Source organism: Pedobacter nototheniae, assembly GCF_032678625.1.
Taxonomy (GTDB): Bacteria; Bacteroidota; Bacteroidia; order Sphingobacteriales; family Sphingobacteriaceae; genus Pedobacter; species Pedobacter nototheniae_A.
Genome location: NZ_JAVTSO010000001.1, coordinates 129,663 through 150,302 on the forward strand (window position 1 = coordinate 129,663; position 20,640 = coordinate 150,302).

19 protein-coding genes are annotated in these 20,640 nt (G+C 36.8%); 6 read left to right on the forward strand and 13 right to left on the reverse strand.

The features are described from left to right. The first annotated feature begins 199 nt into the window (after positions 1 to 199). The gene (locus R2Q77_RS00645; RefSeq protein ID WP_316801777.1) at positions 200 to 721 is read left to right on the forward strand and encodes a hypothetical protein; all 522 of its coding nucleotides are present in this window, start codon (positions 200 to 202) and stop codon (positions 719 to 721) included. Positions 722 to 740: 19 nt separating this feature from the next. Here R2Q77_RS00645 and R2Q77_RS00650 read toward each other — a convergent pair whose 3' ends face one another. Continuing rightward, positions 741 to 1,574: a hypothetical protein gene (locus tag R2Q77_RS00650; RefSeq protein ID WP_316801778.1), complete on the reverse strand. Its 834-nt coding sequence runs from the start codon at positions 1,572 to 1,574 to the stop codon at positions 741 to 743. Between the two features lie 195 nt (positions 1,575 to 1,769). Between R2Q77_RS00650 and R2Q77_RS00655 the strand changes: the two genes are divergently transcribed. Beyond that, entirely contained in the window at positions 1,770 to 3,098 is a 1,329-nt protein-coding gene (locus R2Q77_RS00655; protein ID WP_316801779.1) for a DUF937 domain-containing protein, read from the forward strand. A 170-nt stretch (positions 3,099 to 3,268) separates the two neighbouring features. Further along, positions 3,269 to 3,460, forward strand: a complete 192-nt coding sequence (locus R2Q77_RS00660; protein ID WP_316801780.1) for a hypothetical protein — start codon at positions 3,269 to 3,271, stop codon at positions 3,458 to 3,460. Positions 3,461 to 3,684: 224 nt separating this feature from the next. On the opposite strand, the gene R2Q77_RS00665 is transcribed toward R2Q77_RS00660, so the two are convergent. The 7 genes from R2Q77_RS00665 to msrA all read right to left on the reverse strand — a co-directional run bounded on the left by R2Q77_RS00665 (position 3,685) and on the right by msrA (position 9,911). Next, positions 3,685 to 4,581 (reverse strand): glycerophosphodiester phosphodiesterase family protein, encoded by an 897-nt coding sequence (locus R2Q77_RS00665; RefSeq protein ID WP_316801781.1) that lies wholly within the window; start codon positions 4,579 to 4,581, stop codon positions 3,685 to 3,687. After that, positions 4,562 to 5,254 (reverse strand): WG repeat-containing protein, encoded by a 693-nt coding sequence (locus tag R2Q77_RS00670; protein WP_316801782.1) that lies wholly within the window; start codon positions 5,252 to 5,254, stop codon positions 4,562 to 4,564. The genes R2Q77_RS00665 and R2Q77_RS00670 overlap by 20 nt, the downstream gene beginning before the upstream one ends. 50 nt (positions 5,255 to 5,304) lie before the next feature. Beyond that, on the reverse strand, positions 5,305 to 6,162 hold the full coding sequence (locus tag R2Q77_RS00675; protein ID WP_316801783.1) for a nuclear transport factor 2 family protein: 858 nt from the start codon (positions 6,160 to 6,162) through the stop codon (positions 5,305 to 5,307). A gap of 80 nt (positions 6,163 to 6,242) precedes the next feature. Further along, a complete protein-coding gene (locus R2Q77_RS00680; RefSeq protein WP_316801784.1) occupies positions 6,243 to 7,226 on the reverse strand; it encodes a M28 family peptidase in 984 nt (327 codons plus the stop codon). 105 nt (positions 7,227 to 7,331) lie between these two features. After that, positions 7,332 to 8,792, reverse strand: coding sequence for a cysteine--tRNA ligase (cysS, locus tag R2Q77_RS00685; protein WP_316801785.1), 1,461 nt, complete (start codon positions 8,790 to 8,792; stop codon positions 7,332 to 7,334). An 86-nt stretch (positions 8,793 to 8,878) separates the two neighbouring features. After that, on the reverse strand, positions 8,879 to 9,226 hold the full coding sequence (locus R2Q77_RS00690) for a VOC family protein (RefSeq protein WP_316801786.1): 348 nt from the start codon (positions 9,224 to 9,226) through the stop codon (positions 8,879 to 8,881). 85 nt (positions 9,227 to 9,311) lie between these two features. After that, positions 9,312 to 9,911, reverse strand: coding sequence for a peptide-methionine (S)-S-oxide reductase MsrA (msrA, locus tag R2Q77_RS00695; RefSeq protein WP_316801787.1), 600 nt, complete (start codon positions 9,909 to 9,911; stop codon positions 9,312 to 9,314). Positions 9,912 to 10,169: 258 nt separating this feature from the next. Here msrA and R2Q77_RS00700 point away from each other — a divergent pair, with 258 nt between their 5' ends. From R2Q77_RS00700 to R2Q77_RS00710, 3 genes are all read left to right on the forward strand, one after another. Further along, positions 10,170 to 11,132, forward strand: a complete 963-nt coding sequence (locus tag R2Q77_RS00700; protein WP_316801788.1) for an isopenicillin N synthase family dioxygenase — start codon at positions 10,170 to 10,172, stop codon at positions 11,130 to 11,132. Positions 11,133 to 11,203: 71 nt separating this feature from the next. Beyond that, positions 11,204 to 12,049 carry a DUF6929 family protein gene (locus R2Q77_RS00705; protein WP_316801789.1) on the forward strand — a complete coding sequence of 282 codons (846 nt, stop codon included), beginning with the start codon at positions 11,204 to 11,206 and terminating at the stop codon, positions 12,047 to 12,049. A gap of 268 nt (positions 12,050 to 12,317) precedes the next feature. Next, entirely contained in the window at positions 12,318 to 12,920 is a 603-nt protein-coding gene (locus R2Q77_RS00710) for a hypothetical protein (RefSeq protein ID WP_316801790.1), read from the forward strand. A gap of 217 nt (positions 12,921 to 13,137) precedes the next feature. On the opposite strand, the gene R2Q77_RS00715 is transcribed toward R2Q77_RS00710, so the two are convergent. The 5 genes from R2Q77_RS00715 to R2Q77_RS00735 all read right to left on the reverse strand — a co-directional run bounded on the left by R2Q77_RS00715 (position 13,138) and on the right by R2Q77_RS00735 (position 20,635). Then, positions 13,138 to 13,659, reverse strand: a complete 522-nt coding sequence (locus tag R2Q77_RS00715; RefSeq protein ID WP_316801791.1) for a hypothetical protein — start codon at positions 13,657 to 13,659, stop codon at positions 13,138 to 13,140. A gap of 76 nt (positions 13,660 to 13,735) precedes the next feature. Continuing rightward, positions 13,736 to 15,553: a serine hydrolase domain-containing protein gene (locus R2Q77_RS00720; protein ID WP_316801792.1), complete on the reverse strand. Its 1,818-nt coding sequence runs from the start codon at positions 15,551 to 15,553 to the stop codon at positions 13,736 to 13,738. Continuing rightward, positions 15,540 to 17,171: an amidohydrolase gene (locus tag R2Q77_RS00725; protein ID WP_316801793.1), complete on the reverse strand. Its 1,632-nt coding sequence runs from the start codon at positions 17,169 to 17,171 to the stop codon at positions 15,540 to 15,542. Before R2Q77_RS00725 ends, R2Q77_RS00720 begins: the two co-directional genes overlap by 14 nt. Before the next feature lie 189 nt (positions 17,172 to 17,360). Then, positions 17,361 to 18,911 carry a S10 family serine carboxypeptidase-like protein gene (locus tag R2Q77_RS00730; RefSeq protein ID WP_316801794.1) on the reverse strand — a complete coding sequence of 517 codons (1,551 nt, stop codon included), beginning with the start codon at positions 18,909 to 18,911 and terminating at the stop codon, positions 17,361 to 17,363. A gap of 131 nt (positions 18,912 to 19,042) precedes the next feature. After that, a complete protein-coding gene (locus tag R2Q77_RS00735) occupies positions 19,043 to 20,635 on the reverse strand; it encodes a SusD/RagB family nutrient-binding outer membrane lipoprotein (RefSeq protein WP_316801795.1) in 1,593 nt (530 codons plus the stop codon). Positions 20,636 to 20,640 lie beyond the last annotated feature (5 nt).

The following is a 20,640-nucleotide window of genomic DNA, read 5'->3' on the forward strand; positions in this document are numbered from 1 at the left end:
CCACGTCTAATACATATTCAAACAGCAGTGTTTAACCGGTCTTCCTGGTTAAAGTGTTCGGATATGGATTTAAGTTTTCTACCGAACCATTAGTACTTTTTTCTATCCTAAAAGGATAAGAATTCTGATTAAACTCAAATTATTTATTTACCATTTATAAAATCTGTAATCAGTTTTTATAAATTCAATTATATCCATTATGGACATTTATCTTACTGTAGAAGAAAAATATCTGCAGGCAGTAGAGGAGTTGAATTACGGCGAGTTGCCAAAATCACTTCAATATTTTCAGGAAATTGTTTCAGCTGATCCTGAATATGCGCGGGCACATTATCAGCTGGGGTGCTTTTATCATTATCAGTTTAAAAATTACCAAACGGCTGGTTATCATTACAAATTATGCATTGAACTGGAAGCAGAGTTTCCGGATGTGTACGAGCATTATATTAAGCTGTTAATTACTTTAAAAATGCATAAACTGATTGATTCAGTTTCAGAGAAAGCTTTGGCCACTCCTGGCGTATCAGAGGCCCGTATTTACGAATTACTTGGCTTAAATGCGGAGAAATTACTTGATTTTGGTAAGGCCGAAAGCTTTTATAAAAAAGCAGAACTGATTACCGAAAGCAAAATTGATCAGGGGCTTGTACAGGAACACCTGGAAAGAGTAAGAGACAAACAAAAAAGCAAAAAGAAAATGATTTATGCTTATCAGGGATAAAGGCGCTGCCTTTATCCCTTTATTGAACCTGTGCTTCCTTTCTGATTTTATTCTTCATCCAAAATATATAGATGTAAAATTCCAATACGGGTATCAGGAGAATAATAATTAACAGATAAAAAGTTCCCTTAATCATCCCATTCATCTGATCAGAGATGATTTCATCTACCTTTTCAGTGAGTTTACTTTTTATACTTTTTTCTATATCACGGGAATCCATAGTGTTCAATGTGGCAATTAAAGTATTAAACTCCTCATAACTCATATCCTTAACATTAAAAGCACCTCTGCTGGCCAGTAAAAGCATAGCGTATACTGATGCAGAATATATATCATTTTGATATTTGGTAAAAATATAATTTGCCAAACGGTTTTTACCCTTATCAACTACATTAAATCCTGTATTTTGTGATGCTACATATTTATTTAAAGAAATGGTAACATCTTTAGATCCCTTTTTCACTTCTACTACGCTTTCCTGGATTTTTTGGATGAAAATTTTTCTTTTTTCGGGTGAGTCAAAATTTTGAGTAGCCATTTCTTCATAAATGGCTGAAACAATCCGGGGTTCTTCTTTTTTGATAATGCTTTTGGCTGCAAACATTAAACCCAGATGAATGGAAAAATAAATAAAAACTGCAATACCCCCAACAACATACAACTTAACAGCCCAATTGTAATATTTAGGTACACGTTTTAAAATTTTAAACCGCCATAAAATAAGGCCATAAATTACACCAAGTAAAAAGCCAATAGAAATAAAAATAGTTAAATACAGAAACGTGGTACCCAAATGTGGCAATATTGTTTCCTTTATAATTTGCCACCAATTAGCCTGTTCAAAAAACTTCATAACATATTTAGGTTTAACCAAATCTATAATTAATTTGTTAATCAAATAAAATCCGCTAAAAAAATAAGATCATGATAAACTTGGAAAAAAAACGCGCGGAAAAATAAAACATTATTTTATAATGTTTGTTGCTATACTTAACTACCCTCCCTGAGCAACAAACCATAAAATTTCCTAAACCAAAAAACATTTAGAATGTCATTAAATTTATTAGATCAGGCAAAAAGTTATTTTAATAACGAGGTTATTAATCAAGCAAACGGAAGCCTAAATGAATCAGAATCAAATTTATCAAAAGCAATTGAAGTCATTATTCCTACAATTGTTGGATGGATATCTGATAAGGCTCAAACCCCGGAAGGGAGTGTAGAATTGATAAAGGCAGCGGCCGATCAAGAAAGCAAGGGCATTTTAAATACAATTGGAAAGTTTCTGCATCATGAGGATGGAGCTACTTTACGTGATGAGGGCGCCACTTTAAACAATAGTTTATTCGAAAATAAACACATAGATACGATTAAGCAAATTTCCAGCTACGCGGGCATTAAAGCTTCAAGTGTTTCAACATTAATCAGCATGGCGTTGCCTACTATTTTAGGTTTGTTAGGGAAACATTTTAAGGCTAATGATTTCAGCGCAGATCATATTGCAGATTTCTTTATAGCACAAAAGGCTACAGCTACCGGATTTTTACCAGCTGATTTTACTCAAACGGATTTAAAAAGTACTTTTTCAGAAGCTAAAGTTATCGATCCCATTATAACCCCAGAACCGCCTAAGGCTGCACCTGTAAAACATATTGAACCAGTGGTTGCCCATGAAACTCATCATGCCACCCACGAAGAAAAAAAAGAACGCCCTAAAGGCATTTGGGTATTGCCTTTAATTGCTGTTATATTGGCGGTATTGGCTGCCTGGTGGTTTACCAGAGATACATCTGATGGCAAACATGAGCAAAGTCATGATACAACAGTTGTTCATACCGAAACCACAACTAAGGAAACGACAATAAAAGGTAAGCTGGATAGTAATGGTGATTTTATTTATGACGAAGGGGATTCTGTAAGCATTACTTTACCAAATAATGCCGGCCTTTTAAAGGTAGGTAAATACAGTACTGAAGCAAGGTTGGTTGCGTTTTTAACAGATAATGACGCAAAAGTTGATACCGTTAAAGGCAATTGGTTTGAATTTACCAATATTCACTTTAAGTTAAACAGCACTGAATTAACAGATCAATCAAACAAGCAGTTAAAAAACATGGTAGCCATTACGAAGGCTTTCCCTACGGCTAAGTTTAAATTTGGTGGCTACACGGATAATACGGGATCTGCTGAAACCAATATTGCTTTATCTCAGAAAAGAGCGGATGCAATAGCTATTTTAGTGCAAAAATTGGGTGCAAACAAGGCCGCTTTTGAAGCTTCAAAAGGTTATGGACCTGAATTTCCAGTTGCTGATAATGAAACGCCTGAGGGACGTGCACAGAACAGAAGGGTTGCCATTAATGTAAAAGCAAAATAATTAGAAAATCTAATTGATTAATAAAAAGTGTGGTGGAATTAGTTCCGTCACACTTTTCTATTTTATGGATTAAAATAGCTTTAAACTGGATTTAAAGTCTTTATATTTTAAACATTGTTATTATCTTTATCCTAATTATCAAAACAGATTATTAATTCAAAAATATCGATATGTCAAGTCACGATACACATAAACCAGTTCAGGAAACTAAAGGCATTTGGGCGTTGCCTTTAACTGCATGGATCCTTGTTTTAGCATTAGTTTTTGCTTTTACCAGGCCAATATTCCACCACGAAGAAGCTGCTCCTGCACATGAAAAAACTGAAGGGCACAAAACAGAAACTTCTGAATCGCACCACTAAGCAATTGCCGGGTCTAGAAATAAAAAAAGCGCTGAAATCAGCGCTTTTTTTATTTCTGGTTGTATCCGTTAGTCCTCACTCAAAATTACCCACTTTTATCATTCTGAATGCGATGAAGGATCTGCGGCATATCCTACTGTCTTAACATAACCTTAAGCAATTTGTAGCCTCAAGGCTGGATTTTATTGCTTTAGGGATTCTTCACTGCGCTCAGTATACAATTATCAGTTGTTCAACTGTTGCATTAAATTTGGATAGTCAGTAATAATACCGTCCACGCCCAGACTTTTAAAATACTCAATTTCTTTGATCGTATTCACTGTCCAGGGGATGATTTTAATGCCCATTTCGTGGCATCGATCTACCAAGCCCTTCCCTACCAAAACAGAATACGGACTGTAAATGGTTGGTTTAAAGCCGAGTTTTTCAATATAATCTTCAAACGGCTCTTTCTCATCAATTAATAACGAGGTTTGGATTTTAGGATATTTTTCATGCAAATATTGTAAGGTCCGCATATCAAAAGATTCTATAATTACGCGTTTTGCTATTTTTTTCTGATTAACGATCTCCATAATCAGATCAACAAATTCTGCAGGCTCAGGCTGAAACTCATTATCGCCATTTTTAATGGTTTTGGTTTCAATACTGTATACGGGTTTAGCCAGTTTATGCTCTTTAACGTAAGCTTCAACGGCATCAATGGTTTCAGATAGCAAGGGCTTATAGGCCTTAAATTTCATTTGCCCAGGAAAGCGTGCATGAACCTTACTGCCCACATCAAACTTCTTAATTTCTTCATAATCCATTTTATAGATATTGAAGTTTTTTTGGTCTTTAAAAGTAATTGCCTTACCATTAGGTTGTAATGAAATTTCATTGTTAAAATAAGGCTCCTGGGATAATACAACTTGTTTATCTTTAGAAATTACCGCATCCATTTCTAAGGTAGTTACACCAAGGTCTAATGCTTTTAACATTCCCTGAACAGTATTTTCGGGCATTATACCTCTGCAACCGGCTTTCCCTTGTACATCAAATTTTTGCTTTTGGGCAATAACATTTAAACTAAACAAGGTGAGTGTAGCAATAATTAAAATTCTATTTTTTGTGTGTTTCAATTTTCTTTAAATTAGGTTTATACCATTTTATTATTCTGCCCCTTTGATCTAATAATACTTGTTGGTTGTTTATGGTCCATGCCAAACGCCGGTGCTTTTTAACTTCCTTTACTTTTTTAAATTTTAGCCCTTCATGGTTGATAAAGCCAGTTTCGTAACCTTCACTCCAGTACCAGTGTTCTCCATCCATTATTTTATGCCCGCCCATTGTGTACGCTGCCAATCCACCTTTAAACGGCGTTACAAAGTCAAATGTTGCAGGAATTATTTTTTTATACTGTTCATTTGCGAAGCCTATTTTTTCATTTTGTACGAAGCGAAATAATCCTTCTTCAACATAATCCGGGCCGTTATCATAAATAAAAGGCCTGAGCATGTGCTTTCCGGTTTTATTAATAACCAATAAACCCGAATCTTTTAAACTGACAACCGTAAAAGTGGACAGTGTATCTACGTTGCCATACCCCGTGTATAGTGCTGGGATGATCACTTCACCTTTTAAGTTTTTATACCCGGTTAAAACTTTTCCGGAAGAACCATCGGTAAAGGAAATCAAATAGTCTTTTTGCTTTTTTTGGGCATTTGCAAAAAAACACATTAACATTACTATTCCTGTACTAATAATTTTCAAACCAATTTTAACATTAGGCCTGTAATTTACAAATAAAGGCACAAAAAAAGGGCTACTTTTTAAAGATAGCCCCTTCTAAAATTCACATTAAATTATCTTTCTGCAGGAACAAATGCCTGCACAATTAAGTTCCAGCTATGATCAGCAGCTTTTTCGTAAATAAAAACGTAGTTAAAGCTTTCCCGTAAATCAGTTTTATAATCGATAGTAGCCACACCATACGTATAAGCAAAATCGCTACCCAATGATTTATCTGCTCCTGTTGTTTTTAAGTTAATTTTATCAACCATTCCGTTGTAAAAAGCAAGGATTTTCCCTTTACCTTCAATGGCCTCATTTCCAGGAAAAAGCAAACGGGCATCGGCAGTTAAAAAGCCTCCGAAAGCGGCAATTCCATGCGTTTTTAACATGGTATTTAACGTTTTCTCTGTTGTTAATATAATGTCGCGACTGGCTTTTAATTCCTTTTCGTTTCTGAACTTAGGCAAAAAATGATCTTTTGGCTCTACAAAGTTGTCGTTAACTTTATTTAAAGGTTTATTACTTGATGTCCCTAAGTCGACAGCCAGTTTCCATTTACCATTTTCGGCTTTCCAGATGGAAAGATACTGACCATATTTTTTCTCTGCACCATCAATCTGGTATGGCCCGGTGGTAAAACCCCAATCGCCACTACGCGATACTTTAGCCAGGTTTGGTTCCCAACTTATGCCATTCAATCCTTTATCTTGGCCGGTATAAAAAGTTTTAGCATTAACCGGATTTGGCCTGAAAACCAATGTACTTGCTGATGAATATTCTAAATAAGACTCTTTATCTCCATTTTTAGCAATTGATTTAGCAAAATCTTTCTCTGCATTAACAAGAGATTTAGTTGTTCCGTCACTTTTTTGAGCAAAGGCGCTAACTGCTAAGGCAACTGCTACTGTTGTAGAAAATAATTTCTTCATAGGGTGTTTAATAATATGTTTGGCGAATATAAAATTTTCTTTGATTCGTTTTTTTCAAAAGTAATTAACAAATGCACAATTTACTTTTCGCGATAGATGGTTTCCAGTACGGTTTGGCCTGTTGCTTTCAGCGTATTTTTATCAATATTAGCCAGATTATCCAATTGAGTATGCCAGTTGATGTAAAAGCCACCATTATCATTATAATGAATAATATCTATGCAAGGTACGCCAGCTTTGTTTACCCAAACATGGTCATCAACTAATTTGCCCGAAGGGATATTGACAAAATAAGAAGCATAACCAATTTCATTTCCAATATCCCAAACCTTTTTAACCACATCAGGAGCAGCAGTTCTCGAAACTTCATCCTGGGTAAATTGTGCATTTCCGCCACCTACCATATCCAAATTAATCCCATACATAGCTTTGTAGCCCGTTTCAGCAGCATGTTTAGCCCAATACTGAGAGCCTAAACACCAGGTTATTTCATCTGGTGTTTCGTCATTGGCTTTTCCATAATCTTCTAAATCCCAAAGCACAAAATCCACTCCAACGTTAGGTTGTTTTTGTTGAATCTGACGGGCCATTTCCAATAGCACAGCAACGCCACTCCCACCATCATTTGCGGCATCAAAGGGCTTGCCATGGTTTGCCGGATCGGTATCCTGATCTGAAAAGGGGCGTGCATCCCAATGTGCTGTAATTAAAACACGATTCTTCTTATCAGGGCTAAAACTTGCCAGTATATTTTTTAGCTCGAAGCTTTTTCCATCATAAGTAGAGGTTTTTCCACCCTGTATTTTAACCGTTGCACCAAACGATTTTAGCTTTTTAACCAGATAATCTGCACATTTCTGATGGGCAGCAGTTCCTGGGATCCGGGGTCCGAAATCTATTTGTGCTTTTGTATAAGCATACGCGCTATCCGCATTAAAATCAGGCGAAACCAGTTTAATTTCCTGGGTTTCTGTTGTGCTTTCTTCTGTTGTTTTTTTGGTGTTCTTACATGCCTGAAAGCCAATTAAAGCAAGTACAGGAAGTATTAAAAGTTTTTTATTCATTAATGTAATTTTAATCCATCTTAGCTTTTAGAAAGAAAGAATCCAGCCTTAATTCAGATCCTTCGTTCCTCTGAATGATAAATATTATTCCTTTTACACCAGCAATTATGCTTTACTCCAGGTTGTTCCTTCTTTACTATCTTTTAGCTGAATGCCCAATTCCTGTAAGCCAATTCTAATCTTATCTGATGTTGCGTAGTCTTTATTCTCTTTTGCTTCTTTTCTAAGGTTGATGATCATATCCAGCACACTGTTTAAATCGGTATTGCTGCTTTCTTCATCTTTCAACCCTAAAATATCGAAAACAAAATCCTGCATCAGCTGAACCAGTTTTTCTAAAGCTTCAGTAGAAATTTTTGCCTTACCATCATATACCGTATTAATAATTCTAACGGCCTCAAATAACTCGGCAATTAATACCGGACTGTTAAAATCATCGTTCATTGCTGCGATGCATCTTTCTTTTAACGCGTCGATGTCAAAATCATTTTGATCGGATGGAGATAATTTTTCTAAAAGGCTAACGGCACTCATCAAACGGCGAAATCCTTTTTCTGAGGCATCAAGTGCATCGTTAGAAAAATCTAATGTACTGCGGTAATGTGCCTGAAGCATAAAAAATTTAACCGTCATTGGGCTGTACCCTTTCCTCAATAAAGGATGGTTTCCGGTAAACAACTCAAAAGGAAGGAAACCATTACCAGCTGATTTAGACATTCTGGTTCCGTTAACGGTAAGCATATTGGTATGCATCCAATATTTCGCCGGCTGATGGTGACTGCATGCTTCAGATTGGGCAATTTCATTGGTATGATGTGTTGCGGCTAAATCCATACCTCCTCCATGAATATCAAATTCCTCCCCTAAATATTTGGCGCTCATGGCAGAACATTCGATATGCCAACCAGGAAACCCCATTCCCCATGGCGATTGCCATTGCATTAGAGTTTCGGGCTTAGCTTTTATCCAAAGCGCAAAATCTAAACGGCCTCGTTTCTCATCCTGGCCACCAAGTTCGCGTGTATTATTCAGCATATCTTCCAGATTACGATTGGTTAATATGGTGTAATTATAGCTTTTGCTGTATTTTTCAACGTCAAAATATACATTACCATTAATTTCATAGCCGTAGCCATTTTCAATGATAACCTTAATCATTTCTATTTGCTCAATAATGTGCCCGGTAGCGGTTGGCTCAATGCTGGGTGGCAACGTATTAAACATGCGCAAAACATCGTGAAAACCTAATGTATACTTCTGTACAATCTCCATCGGCTCCAGTTGTTCTAACTTGGCTCGTTTCGCAAATTTATCTTCACCTTCGTCTCTGTCGCCTTCCAGATGGCCTGCATCGGTAATATTACGCACATAACGCACTTTAAAGCCTGAAAATTTAAGGTACCTGAAAATTAAATCAAAAGATATAAAGGTGCGACAATTGCCTAAATGCACATCGCTATAAACAGTTGGACCGCAAACATACATCCCAACATTGGGTGCATTCAGGGGTTCGAAAATTTCTTTTTTACGGGATAATGTATTGTAAAGCTGCAAGCCTGTATTCATATTGCAAATGTAATATTTACTGCCGGAAAGTTTAATGTATGCTTAATTGTTTAGTTGTATAAATTGCTTAATTGACATTTACCAAATCAAATGTGGCCTAAAATGTTAATTAGACGCCCGAATGGATCCCGGGTATAAAACCGTCTAATGTTCCAGGGCTCATTAACCGGCCCATACTCGACCGGGAAACCAGCTATTTTAATGCGCTCCAAAACTTCTTCCAAATTATCCACTTCAATGGATAGATCGGGTGTTGCTGTTCCTGAACCACCTTCGGCGGCAAAATTGATTTGAACGTCCATTTGCTGGCTGCTTCCATAAGTTGCAATCCATCCCTGATCCATTAATATGTTTAATTCTAAAATATCCTGATAAAAGCATTTTGCCTTTTCTATTTCGGAAGTATTAATATTGGTAACAATACGTTTAACCATAAGAATAACTATTGTTGAGCAATTTACACTTTAAACAAAAAAATCCTGTGGTTTTGCCACAGGATTTGTATTAAAATTAAAACTATTAGCCCTTTAACTTTGATTTAAAAACTTTTTCGAGTTTTTCCAGCTTAGGCAGAATAACTAACCTGCAATAAGGAGCATCACCATTTTTATTATAATAATTCTGATGATAGCTTTCGGCTACATAAAATGGTTTTTCGGCCTCAATAGCGGTTACAACAGGTTTGCCATAGGCATTGGTTTTATTTAATTCAGCTTTATACTTTTCGGCCAGCTGTTTTTGCTCGTCGTTATGGTAAAAAATAACTGAACGGTATTGCGTGCCGCTGTCTGCTCCCTGACGGTTTAATGTGGTTGGATCATGGCTTTTCCAAAAAACTTCCAGCAAATCTGAATAACTGATTACCATTGGATTATACGTCACCTCCAAAACTTCTGCATGCCCGGTAAAACCCGTGCAAACTTCTTCATAAGTTGGGTTTGCCAACTTGCCCCCTTCGTAACCAGATTTTACGGAAACAACGCCTTTTAACTTTTGAAAAATGGCTTCGGTACACCAAAAACATCCCATTCCAAATGTCGCTTTTTCTGTTTTTTTGCCCTGGGCATTAGCCTGATTTAAGGCTAAAACAGCTAATAAGATTAAAATTATTTTTTTCATGTTGTGTGTGCTTTGTTTAGACAGTTTATGTGATAAAAACTTCGCCTTGCTTACCTAATAATACGAAATAAAAACAGCTAAAGTTTTTATCTCTTTAATAATGGATTTTATATGACAAATGCAATAATTTATTAATTTAAGCACAGATGTTAATAACTTAAAATATTGTTTATCAAATTTTTAACATCAAAAAAATCACTAAGAACACACTTATTAACAATTCTTTTTTAAATTCGTAACACAATAAAATATAAAAATATGTCAACACCTTATATCCCTTGTTTAGATTTAGGCTCGTACATTAACGGCAATGAACAAGAACGTAAAAAATTTTCTGATGAACTTGGTCGTGCTTTTAACGATTCAGGGTTTGTTACCATCACCAACCACGGTTTAAGTCAGGATTTGATTGATAAACTTTACGAAAATATCAAAGCAGCTTTTGCTTTACCGGTAGAGACTAAACGAAAATACGAAAAACCAGAACTTGCAGGCCAGCGTGGTTACACCAGTGCAGGTAAAGAAACGGCTAAAGGAGCTAAAACACCGGATTTAAAAGAATTTTGGCAAATTGGACAGGAAGTAATTGATGGGGATCCGGTTAAAGACGAATACCCTGACAATGAAGTTTTAGAAGAATTACCAGATTTTAATAAAGTTACCGGTGATATTTACAAAAAATTGCAGGAAAACGGGACTTATCTTTTACGTGCTATTGCAACTTATTTAGAATTGCCAATTAATTATTTCGACAAACATGTACATAATGGAAACTCGATTTTAAGAGGCATTCATTACTTCCCAATCGAAAATCCTGAAATCATTCCTGATGATGCGGTACGTGCTGGCGCTCACGAAGACATTAACCTGATTACCTTATTAATAGGTGCAAGTGCTGATGGCTTAGAGGTTTTAACCCGCAGTAATGAATGGCTGCCAATTAAAGCGCACCATACAGATATTGTGGTAAACGTAGGCGATATGTTGCAACGTTTAACCAATAACAAATTAAAATCGACAACACACCGTGTGGTTAACCCACCTCGCGAGTTGATGAAAACTTCTCGTTTCTCGGTACCGTTCTTTCTTCACCCGCGTAGCGATATGGATTTAACCAGCTTACCCTCAACTATTGATGCTGAACATCCTAAAGTATATAGCGATATGACTGCTGGCGAATATCTTGATGAAAGGTTAAGAGAAATTGGATTAAAAAAATAATTCAGAATTCTATTTCCCGAAAAAAAATATAAGCGCCGAAGAAATTTGGCGCTTTTTTATTACCTTTTAAAATGCATAAAACAGATTTAAGTCTTTTCGCTGAAATTGATGCAATAGGGGCGGCATCAGGGCTATTTGCCGAAAACGATTTGTTGTACATTATTGGTGATAACAGTGGATATTTGAACTGTTACAACATTAAAACAGGCGCTTTAAACAAAATTCAGATTCTGCCTTCCACGGGATTAAATCTTCTGGAAAATATCCCTAAAGCACAAAAACCAGATTTTGAAGTTTTATGCAGTTTTGGTAAGGTTTTATACATTTTAGGTTCGGGATCAAGGGCGGAAAGAAATTTGTTGGTTCAGTATAATTTAGAAACGAAGGAAATTACCACACATCATCTTTCGGGCATTTACAAACGTTTAAAAAATATCGCGGCAATCGATGATCAGAATTTTAACATCGAAGGTGCCATTTTTACCGGTGAAGAATGGTTTCTTTTTAATCGGGGCAATGGATCGAACTCTAAAAACGGCTTGTTTAAAATACCTGGGGAAAACCTGGTTGATGCTACAGAAGCCAGTTTTCATCCCATAACACTGCCGAACATTAATCACATTAATTCTTCTTTTACCGACGCCATATTATATAAAGACGATATTTATTTTATATCTGCCGCAGAAGATACCAATTCTACTTTTAATGATGGAGAAATATTAGGCAGTTTTATTGGAAGCCTAAATGTGAAATCTTTAAAGCTCAATTTTGTACATAAAATTGCTGGCCGCCATAAATTTGAAGGCATTTCGTTTTTTAAGAAAAACGATAGTTCTGTTGAGTTTTTATTATGTGAGGACAAGGATACCGAGGAATTGAAAACGACAATTTACAAACTGACCTTAAAATTTTATTAAAACTACAGGACTGTATATTTACACCACTTTAATGCAAAACAATTTATTACATTTGATTTAAATCAATCCTGAGTTATAAACACATCCTGTTAATAATTACTCTGATAGTCTATACCGTAAGTTATTGGCCATTTTTTTTATTAATACCATTCCTATTTTTTTGTGGAGTGGTGAGTATAGCACTTACTTTAGTTTTTAAAAGCAACTTATTTAATGACATTTAAGCTTTAAAGTTTCTTAACCACTTAACTTCTATCTGTAAAAAACAATGAAAAAAATTTTAACATTTTGCCTTTTATCTCTGTTGATTTCAAAATTAACCTTTTCTCAAACATCTTCTGTTAAAGATAAATATTGGGACTATACGCAAATCAGAATGGTTCCGGGAGAGCAAAAGGAAGCTATTGCCAAAGCACTGGATCTTTTAAATTATAAAACTGAATTGAACGAAAAACAAATTGCCAATTTAAGTTTTCATTTGGGCCGCCTTTACGAGGAAACCGGGGAACCGGAAAAATCAATTCCTTACTATAAAGAATGTATTAAAATTGTACCGGGATATTATGTTCCCTACCGGGCGCTTGCTGCAATGCGAGTAGATAAATCTAATATATTAACAGGTAAATTAAATGAGGCTGGCAAACAAAAAAACACTGTATTATACAACCAGTACTTTGCTGAATATAAAAAGGAAGCTTTAATTACTTTGGCGTACTTAGAAAAAGCGCAGGCCTGCGATCCGGATGAAAAAACATTGGAGATGATTACTTTCTTTTATAAAAGTATAAAGGATAATCAATCCATTAGCACACTTGATGCAAGACTTAAAAGCTTAGCGTCAAACTGTGTAACACTTTTAGATGATGAATAATATTACGATCGACAAAAAACCTATTTTCCTATTCTAAATGGCTATTAAAACGACGTCATAGAGAAACTCTTCTTCTCTCTAAAAAATCGGGAGGATCAATTTAAGCTTCAAAAACAAAAGGGATAAGATTTAAACCTTATCCCTTTTATCTTATTTTGGATTAAAAAATAGTTGATCACAAACTTAGAGCGCCCCAGTTTGACAATAAGCCGGAATTTTAATTTTTCAATAAGCTCTTTACTGAAACCTGAGGTATTTCGCCTGCCGGCACAATAAAAATAGCATCGTTTTCTATAACCTGGCCCTGGTCAAAATAGTAGCCAGCGGTAACCGGCATTATTGCACTAACCAATTTACCATCCTTATCTTTAGTATAATAGGTAACATTTATTAAATGGCTTTTCATTCCGACCTGAATTTTTTTTGAAGTTAACCTTGCACCTGTAGCATTAATACAGTCTAATTCTACAATTTTCGAATTTCCTATTGCTGAAAGATCCAAAGAAGTACTTAGGCGAATATTAAAAGATTTTCCGGTATTATTTTTTACCGAGGCTAAGACTTTGTAACGATCGAAATTTTGGTCTTTTATACTTAACTTTTCCTTATTTACGATAGAATAAGTTACTTCTACCCCATTTAAATTAATGGTTTCGCCATCTTTAATTTGCTGCGCATTTACGCTAAATATTATGCCGAACAAGGGGAATAAAAAAGCCAGTGTTTTAATCCATTTCATACTTAATAATGCGTTAAGGTTAATTTTCGAATACATGATGAAGAACACTTAAAAATAATCAATTTTATTGATTATTTTATTTCTTTGATTCATCAATGGCTTTATTCACAACATCCTGAATACGGCCTCTTATTTTTAAGTTAGATAGTTTATCTGTTACAGTAGGATTAACACGGTTTGATAAAAAAATGTACACCAATCCACGTGAAGGATCTACCCAAACACATGTTCCGGTATAACCTGTATGTCCATAAGTTTGTGGCGAAGCCAGATTTGAGGGATAATGTTTAGTTGTATCCGGATCCCAGCGGTCAAATCCTAATCCACGACGACTTACATTGGATTGTTTTGAGGTGAACATATCCACAGTTTGAGGTTTAAAATATTCTACCCCGCCATACGTACCTCGGTTTAACAGCATTTGATAAAAAATTGCCATATCATTACTGTTCGCAAATAAACCTGCATGCCCTGATACACCACCCGCTAAGGCTGCTCCCTGATCGTGTACATAACCAACCAACAAGGTTTTCCTGAAATATTTATCATCTTCTGTTGGTATAATTTGTTCGGGTTTAAACCTGTTTCGTGGTAAAAAGCCAGCCATTTGCATACCTAATGGTTTATAAAAATTTTCATAAACATACTGATTAAGCGGCTCTTCGCTGATGTGTTCTACAATATCTTTCATTACATACATGCTAATATCGCTGTACACATATTGTCCACGGGTTTTAATAGGCGAATTGAGCATTTTAGGCCACATAAAATCTTTGAAAAAACCTTTTTTGATGTAATAATTGTCTGCAACTTTTGTTGGAAAAGCAGCTGAAGAATCTCTGCTGTAGTCGCCTGTTTTTACATAATCATGAAAAGGAATGTACGGAATAAAACCTGCCTGGTGCAACATCACTTCCCTAACCTGAATATTATTCATGGGTGTAGTGCGCGCCTTTGGAATGTAAGCACCAATATTGGTATCTAACTTCAGTTTGGCTTCTTCAAAAAGGCGCATAACAGCGGGTGTGGTTGCCGTAATTTTTGTAACCGAAGCGAGATCAAAGATATCAGTTACTTTATCCGGAATATTATCTACATAAGTATGATTTCCGTAAGCTTTGTTAAAAATTACTTTACCATCTTTAGCTACCAGAACCACCAATCCCGGCGTAGCTTTTTGGCTTATGGCCTCTGCCGCAATATCATCTATTTCCTTTAAACTATTAGAATTTAAGCCGGCATCTTCAGGTACGGTATATTTTAAGCGGCTCGCAACAGTGGTATAACCTGAACCTGTGGTATACTTACCAGAATAATTTGTGGTGAGTTTATTGCTCGCTCCTATACCACCAAAAATATATTGAGGCACCATTGCCGCAGCATCTGCCGTATTATCCTGTGTCCAGATAACAGGCATTTTAAGCATATCAAAAGATTTTAAGCCCACACCATCCCCAAAAAAGGCAACAATAACCTTTTTGGTTTTACTAATGCTATTTATAAAATTAATGTATTTCGTTTTGTTTACATTTTGATTATCCACAGAAACCAGAATGGTATTATAATATTTCAAATCATCTTCGAGGTCATTTAAATTTGAGGTATCGGGATAGGAAACAGCAGAAAATGACGTTACTTTATCGTATTTATTCGCCAAACTATCAAACACCGTACTGTACGAAAAGCCAAGGCTTACCGAAGCAATATTTTTTTTATCTAATGATTTTAATGGAATTATGGAATCTTGATTGTTTAATAAAACCGTTTTGCGGGCGATTTCATTATTAACGGTTAATTTTTTTTCATTTTGAGCGTGTTCCTGTGCGCAAGCCATCAGGCATAAAACATTAAAGAAACTTGCGGCCGCCAGGATGAACAATCTATTTCGCTTCATATACTTTTTCTCCGTTCAGGTAGGTTTTTAAAACTTTGGTTTTTAGTAATTGTTTTGGTGTTGATTTTAAAATATCTGTGTCTAAAATAACAAAATCGGCAAGTTTTCCCGCTTCGATACTTCCTTTTTCTTTTTCTTCAAAATTAGCTTTAGCCGCCCAAATTGTCATCCCTTTTAAAGCTTCTTCAGGCGTTAAGGCATTTTCCATTTGAAAGCCACCTGCCGGAAAACCTTTTGCATCTTCTCTTACCGTTGCAGCATAAAACGTTAATAATGGATTAATGTTTTCGACTGGAAAATCGGTACCCAGCGGAATCCACCCATTTTGCTTTAACAATTGTTTATAGGCATAGGCATCTTTTAACCGTTGTGCCCCCAAACGCTGCCCAGCCCAATACATATCAGATGTGGCATGGGTTGGTTGTACTGAAGGAATGATATTAGACTTACCAAACAGGTTGAAATCATTCTCGTTGATAATCTGTGCATGTTCAATGCGCCAGCGTTTATCGTTTTTACCTTTTAAAACTTTATTGTAAATCTTAAGCATTACCCGGTTGGCCGAATCGCCGATGGCATGTGTGCACATTTGAAAATTATGTGCTGCAATTTTAACAGCTACGTCTTCAAAATGTTTCTGATCGCTTAACAAAAAGCCGCTTTTGCCCGGCATATCACTATAAGGCTGTAAAAGACATGCTCCGCGAGAACCTAAAGCACCATCGGCATAAACTTTAAAGGCCCGAACATTCAATCGGTCCGTTTTAATAGCGCCACGTTTAAATAAATAATCATAATTCTGCGGTGCATCGCTTAACATTACGTACAAACGCATTTTTAATTTATTTGCTGCCTGTAATTTTTCAATAAAATCAACGGCTTCAAAACCTAATCCACAATCGTCAATAGTTGTTAAGCCCGCGGCAAAGCAATTTTGTTGTGCATCGAGTAATATCTTTTCTGCAAGCTTTGCATCCGGAGATGGGATTTTTCTTTCCACCAATGCCACTGCATTATCAATTAAAACACCTGTGAGTTTACCATTTTCGGTAAGCATATCACCTCCGGTTAATTTTTCAGCTTGTTTTATTCCTGCCTCGTCTAATGCTTTTTGGTTGGCAATAGCTGCGTGTCCATCAATCCGATTTAAAAACACCGGCCGGTTGGGAAACAACTTGTTCAACTGTTCATTTGTTGGAAAAGATTTATCTGCCCAGTCGTTCTGGTCCCAGCCATTACCAATTAACCAGCCGCCAGGATGTGTTTTTGCAAAAGCAACCAACCGCTGGCAAACTTCTTCCCAGGATTTTGTCTCCCGTAAATCGGCTGTTTGCAAACTTTGACCATAACCAAAGAAATGTGCATGTGCATCTATAAAACCCGGGTAAACAACCTTTCCAGCTGCATCTATTTCTTCAACTGCATCATATTTTTTCCTGATTTCCTCGCTTTTACCAAGGGCTAAAATTTTACCATCTTTAACGGCAAAAGCCTGAACTGTATCAAAGTTTGAGTTTACAGTATAGACTTTGGCATTATAAACAATTACGTCAGCTTTTTTTCTGCTGCAGGCCGATAGAAGCGTAACCAGGATTAGTGCGTAGCTTAAGGATTTCATAAGGATAAAGATAGAAAATTGAATTCGGTTTGCTTTGTAAATTCGGTTTTACAAGGTTTAAATTAGCAGACAGAAGATTACAGCATTGGCTACTTTACGCTTAATACCGAGCGTGATATAAATGGTTTTAATCCCGCATTTTCAACAAAAAAGGCCTGGCATTTTGCCAGACCTATAAAATTCATAATTCTAAAACTTAGCGGCTTCACCAGCTTTGGGTAATGCCTTTTTAATAAAATCCCTGATGTGACTGTTGGCTGTTTTAAGGTCTTCTTTTCTCAAATACATCATGTGTCCGCTCCTGTAGCCTTCCCAGCTCATACGATCTTTTAATTTGCCTGCTGCATCTAACTGCCACATACTGTACTTTGCGTTAAAATAATCGCAGGCGCCATCATAATAACCAGATTGAACCAATAAATGCAAGTATGGATTTTGCGCCATGGCCTGCCTTAAATTATCTCCGGTTCTGTTCCCGGTATTGTCCCATGGGTAAACCGAGCCAAACATATTGTATTTTAAATCTGTTTTATAGTTCAGTTCATTCCGGATGTACATGTTAATTGCCGGTGTGAAAGAATGCAACCAGGAGGTTAATTCGGCATTATAATCCGGCCCATCTCCTGCAGCCATTTTATCTACACCTTTATACCTCGAATCCAAACGACCAACGGTAAAACCTTTATCACGCAACAATTCTTTCCAGAAGAAATTTGGTGGTACATCTAAATTATAATCTAAGATTACTTTCTCTGACAGGCCCGAATAATGAGCCATTTTTGCTGCGATTGCTTTCTTCTTATCGTCGCTTAACATACCGCCCTGTGCAATAGCTGGAATTAATTCGTTAATGGTAAAAGTTTCAACTTCTGGCAGCATAGCCGTTAAATCCTTCCCCTGCAAATCAGCAGATAAAGCTTTATGATACCATGCAGTAGCTGCAAAATATGGCAAACGCAAAGCGGCATCAACCGGGCCACTTCTTTCTATACCCAGCTCAGTAGGCGAAACCAATACCACGCCGTTTAAATACATCCACTGGCTATTTTGTAATTCCAATGCCAAACCTGAAACTCTTGTTGTTCCATAACTTTCGCCGATTAAAAACTTAGGTGATGCCCAGCGGTTGTTGCGCGTTACAAAAGTATTGATCCATTCTGCCAGATATTTAATGTCGGCCTTTACTCCAAAAAATTTATTGTTGGGTACATCCTTGCTTGTGGCTCTCGAATAACCCGTGTTCACCGGATCTACATAAACAATATCTGCCACATCTAAAATAGAATAAGGATTTTCTTTATAACCATAAGGCTGAACGGGATAACCTTCATCATCAATATTTAAAACAACAGGACCTGTATAGGCTATGTGCATCCAAACGGAGGCTGAACCCGGGCCACCATTAAAAGAAATCACCAGCGGGCGTTTATCCCGGTTTTGAACATCACTCCTTTCATAATAGGTATAAAACAAACCGGCAATTGGTTTTCCTTCTTCATCCCAAACCGGCAAAGTTCCTGTAGTGGCTCTGTACGGAACCGTTTTTCCATCAATGGTTACGCTGTGGTTGGTAATTACCGAACTTTCAACTTTAATTGTCCGTTCGTTTGGTCCGGCTTTGGGTTCTTCTTTTGGTGTTGTTAGCGGCACTGGTTTAGCATTTGGTTTTTCGGGCCGCTGTTGTGCCTGCATTAACAAGCTGGAACATAAAAGAATAGTGAGTATAAGTTTCAGTTTCATAATTTTGGTTTGATTTATAAATATCAAACTAAAGCGGCATTTAGCTGAAATTGATTTGAAATTGTTACGAAATAAAAAACGGCAGACACATACTGTGCCTACCGTTATCTCGGGATGTGAGGATAAAACCTTTATTTATCCCACCAAACTCTGCCAGTCAGGTTATCGCCACCTGGCACAGCAGATGAGGCCGCTGTATAATTTGCCCCATTTTTGGCTGCTTCTTCTAAAGGATAAGGAAAACGACGCGGAATGGTTCCATTTGTGGCATTACCGGAGTATACAACAGGCGTTAAAGCCGGGAAACCAGATCTTCGCCAGTTACTCCAGGTTTCATAAAAATCGAGCATGGTGTTGGTATGCAACCAATACTGGGTATTAATCATTTGTAAACCGTTTGCTGCATTGTAAGGATTTGCTGCAACATAGTTGCTGGCATCTGTTGGAGATATAGCCAAACTTGCATCATATTGGGATAGGAATGTAATGGCTGCCGAAACACCGTTGGCATAATGCGTTGCCGCCGAACCACCAATGCCCCATCTTTGTGCGGCTTCGGCCAGTAACAATTCGCCTTCTGCATAGGTTAAAATAAATGCGACCCCATCTTTTTTAATCATTGCCGGATTTGGCGAAGAATATGCCGGAAAAGTAGTGAATGATGGATCTTGCCTAACATCTTTACCCGCAATTCCGCTTAAATCTTTGCCGTTTGGCATTCCCTTTTGATCAGCAGGATTAGCACTGTAGGCGCTACTCTGAACTTTGCTGTTTTCATCCAGATAAAGCCCGGTAACGGCTACTTTACCCAAACGTGGGTCGTTTGATGCTTTAAGCACATCAATAAAAGTTTTAGACCATTTTACATAGTAATTCTCCTGCCCCCCATCTCCTTGTAAAACCTGGCTATTTCTATTTTGAGTAACCCTTGCTCCGGATACATCGTGCTTAATAAAGGCATTATCATCATTATTTAGCATGGTTTTTCCAATTACCTTTTGAACATAGGCTTTTGCTGTATTTTCATCAGCTTTGGTTAAACGCATAGCAATACGGAGTAATAAAGTATTGCCAAAGCGTTTCCATTTATTAATGTCTCCTTTATAAATTACATCACCAATTACTTTATCGCCGTTTACATCCAATGCATTGGTTGCCTCATCTACTTCTTTTAATAAATCGGTATAAATGGCTTGTTGTGCATCGTATTTTGGCGTTAAATTTCCGGTATAGTAACCCTGGCCAGCTTCAGAATAAGGCACATCGCCATATAAATCAGTGAGGCGCTCAAAAACAAGTGCTTTCCAAAGGCGTGATACCTGGCGTACATTATTGTATTTAGCTACGCCTTTAGTTGATTCTACAACATCGGCAATGGGCTTAACCTGTTCAATGTAAGCACCAACGGTTGAGGTACCCCAATAAGCAGCTGTATAACCGGGGTTAAGCAAATATTTATCGCCTGCCCAGTAGCTAATTACGGTAGATAATCCCTGCATCATGGTTGATGAATAAATTAGATTTCCTCTCCAGGTATCGTATGCAAAATCGATACTTCCTGTATAAGCCAGTTGCGACGATGTTAAGAGGTAATTAGGATCAAAAGTTGAAGTACCATAAGCAGATGGGTTGGTATTGATATCTTTAAAATCTTTGGTACAAGCCGAGATCATTAAAATGCCGGAAAGTAACAGGCTATATTTCTTTAATATGTTCGTTTTCATTGTTC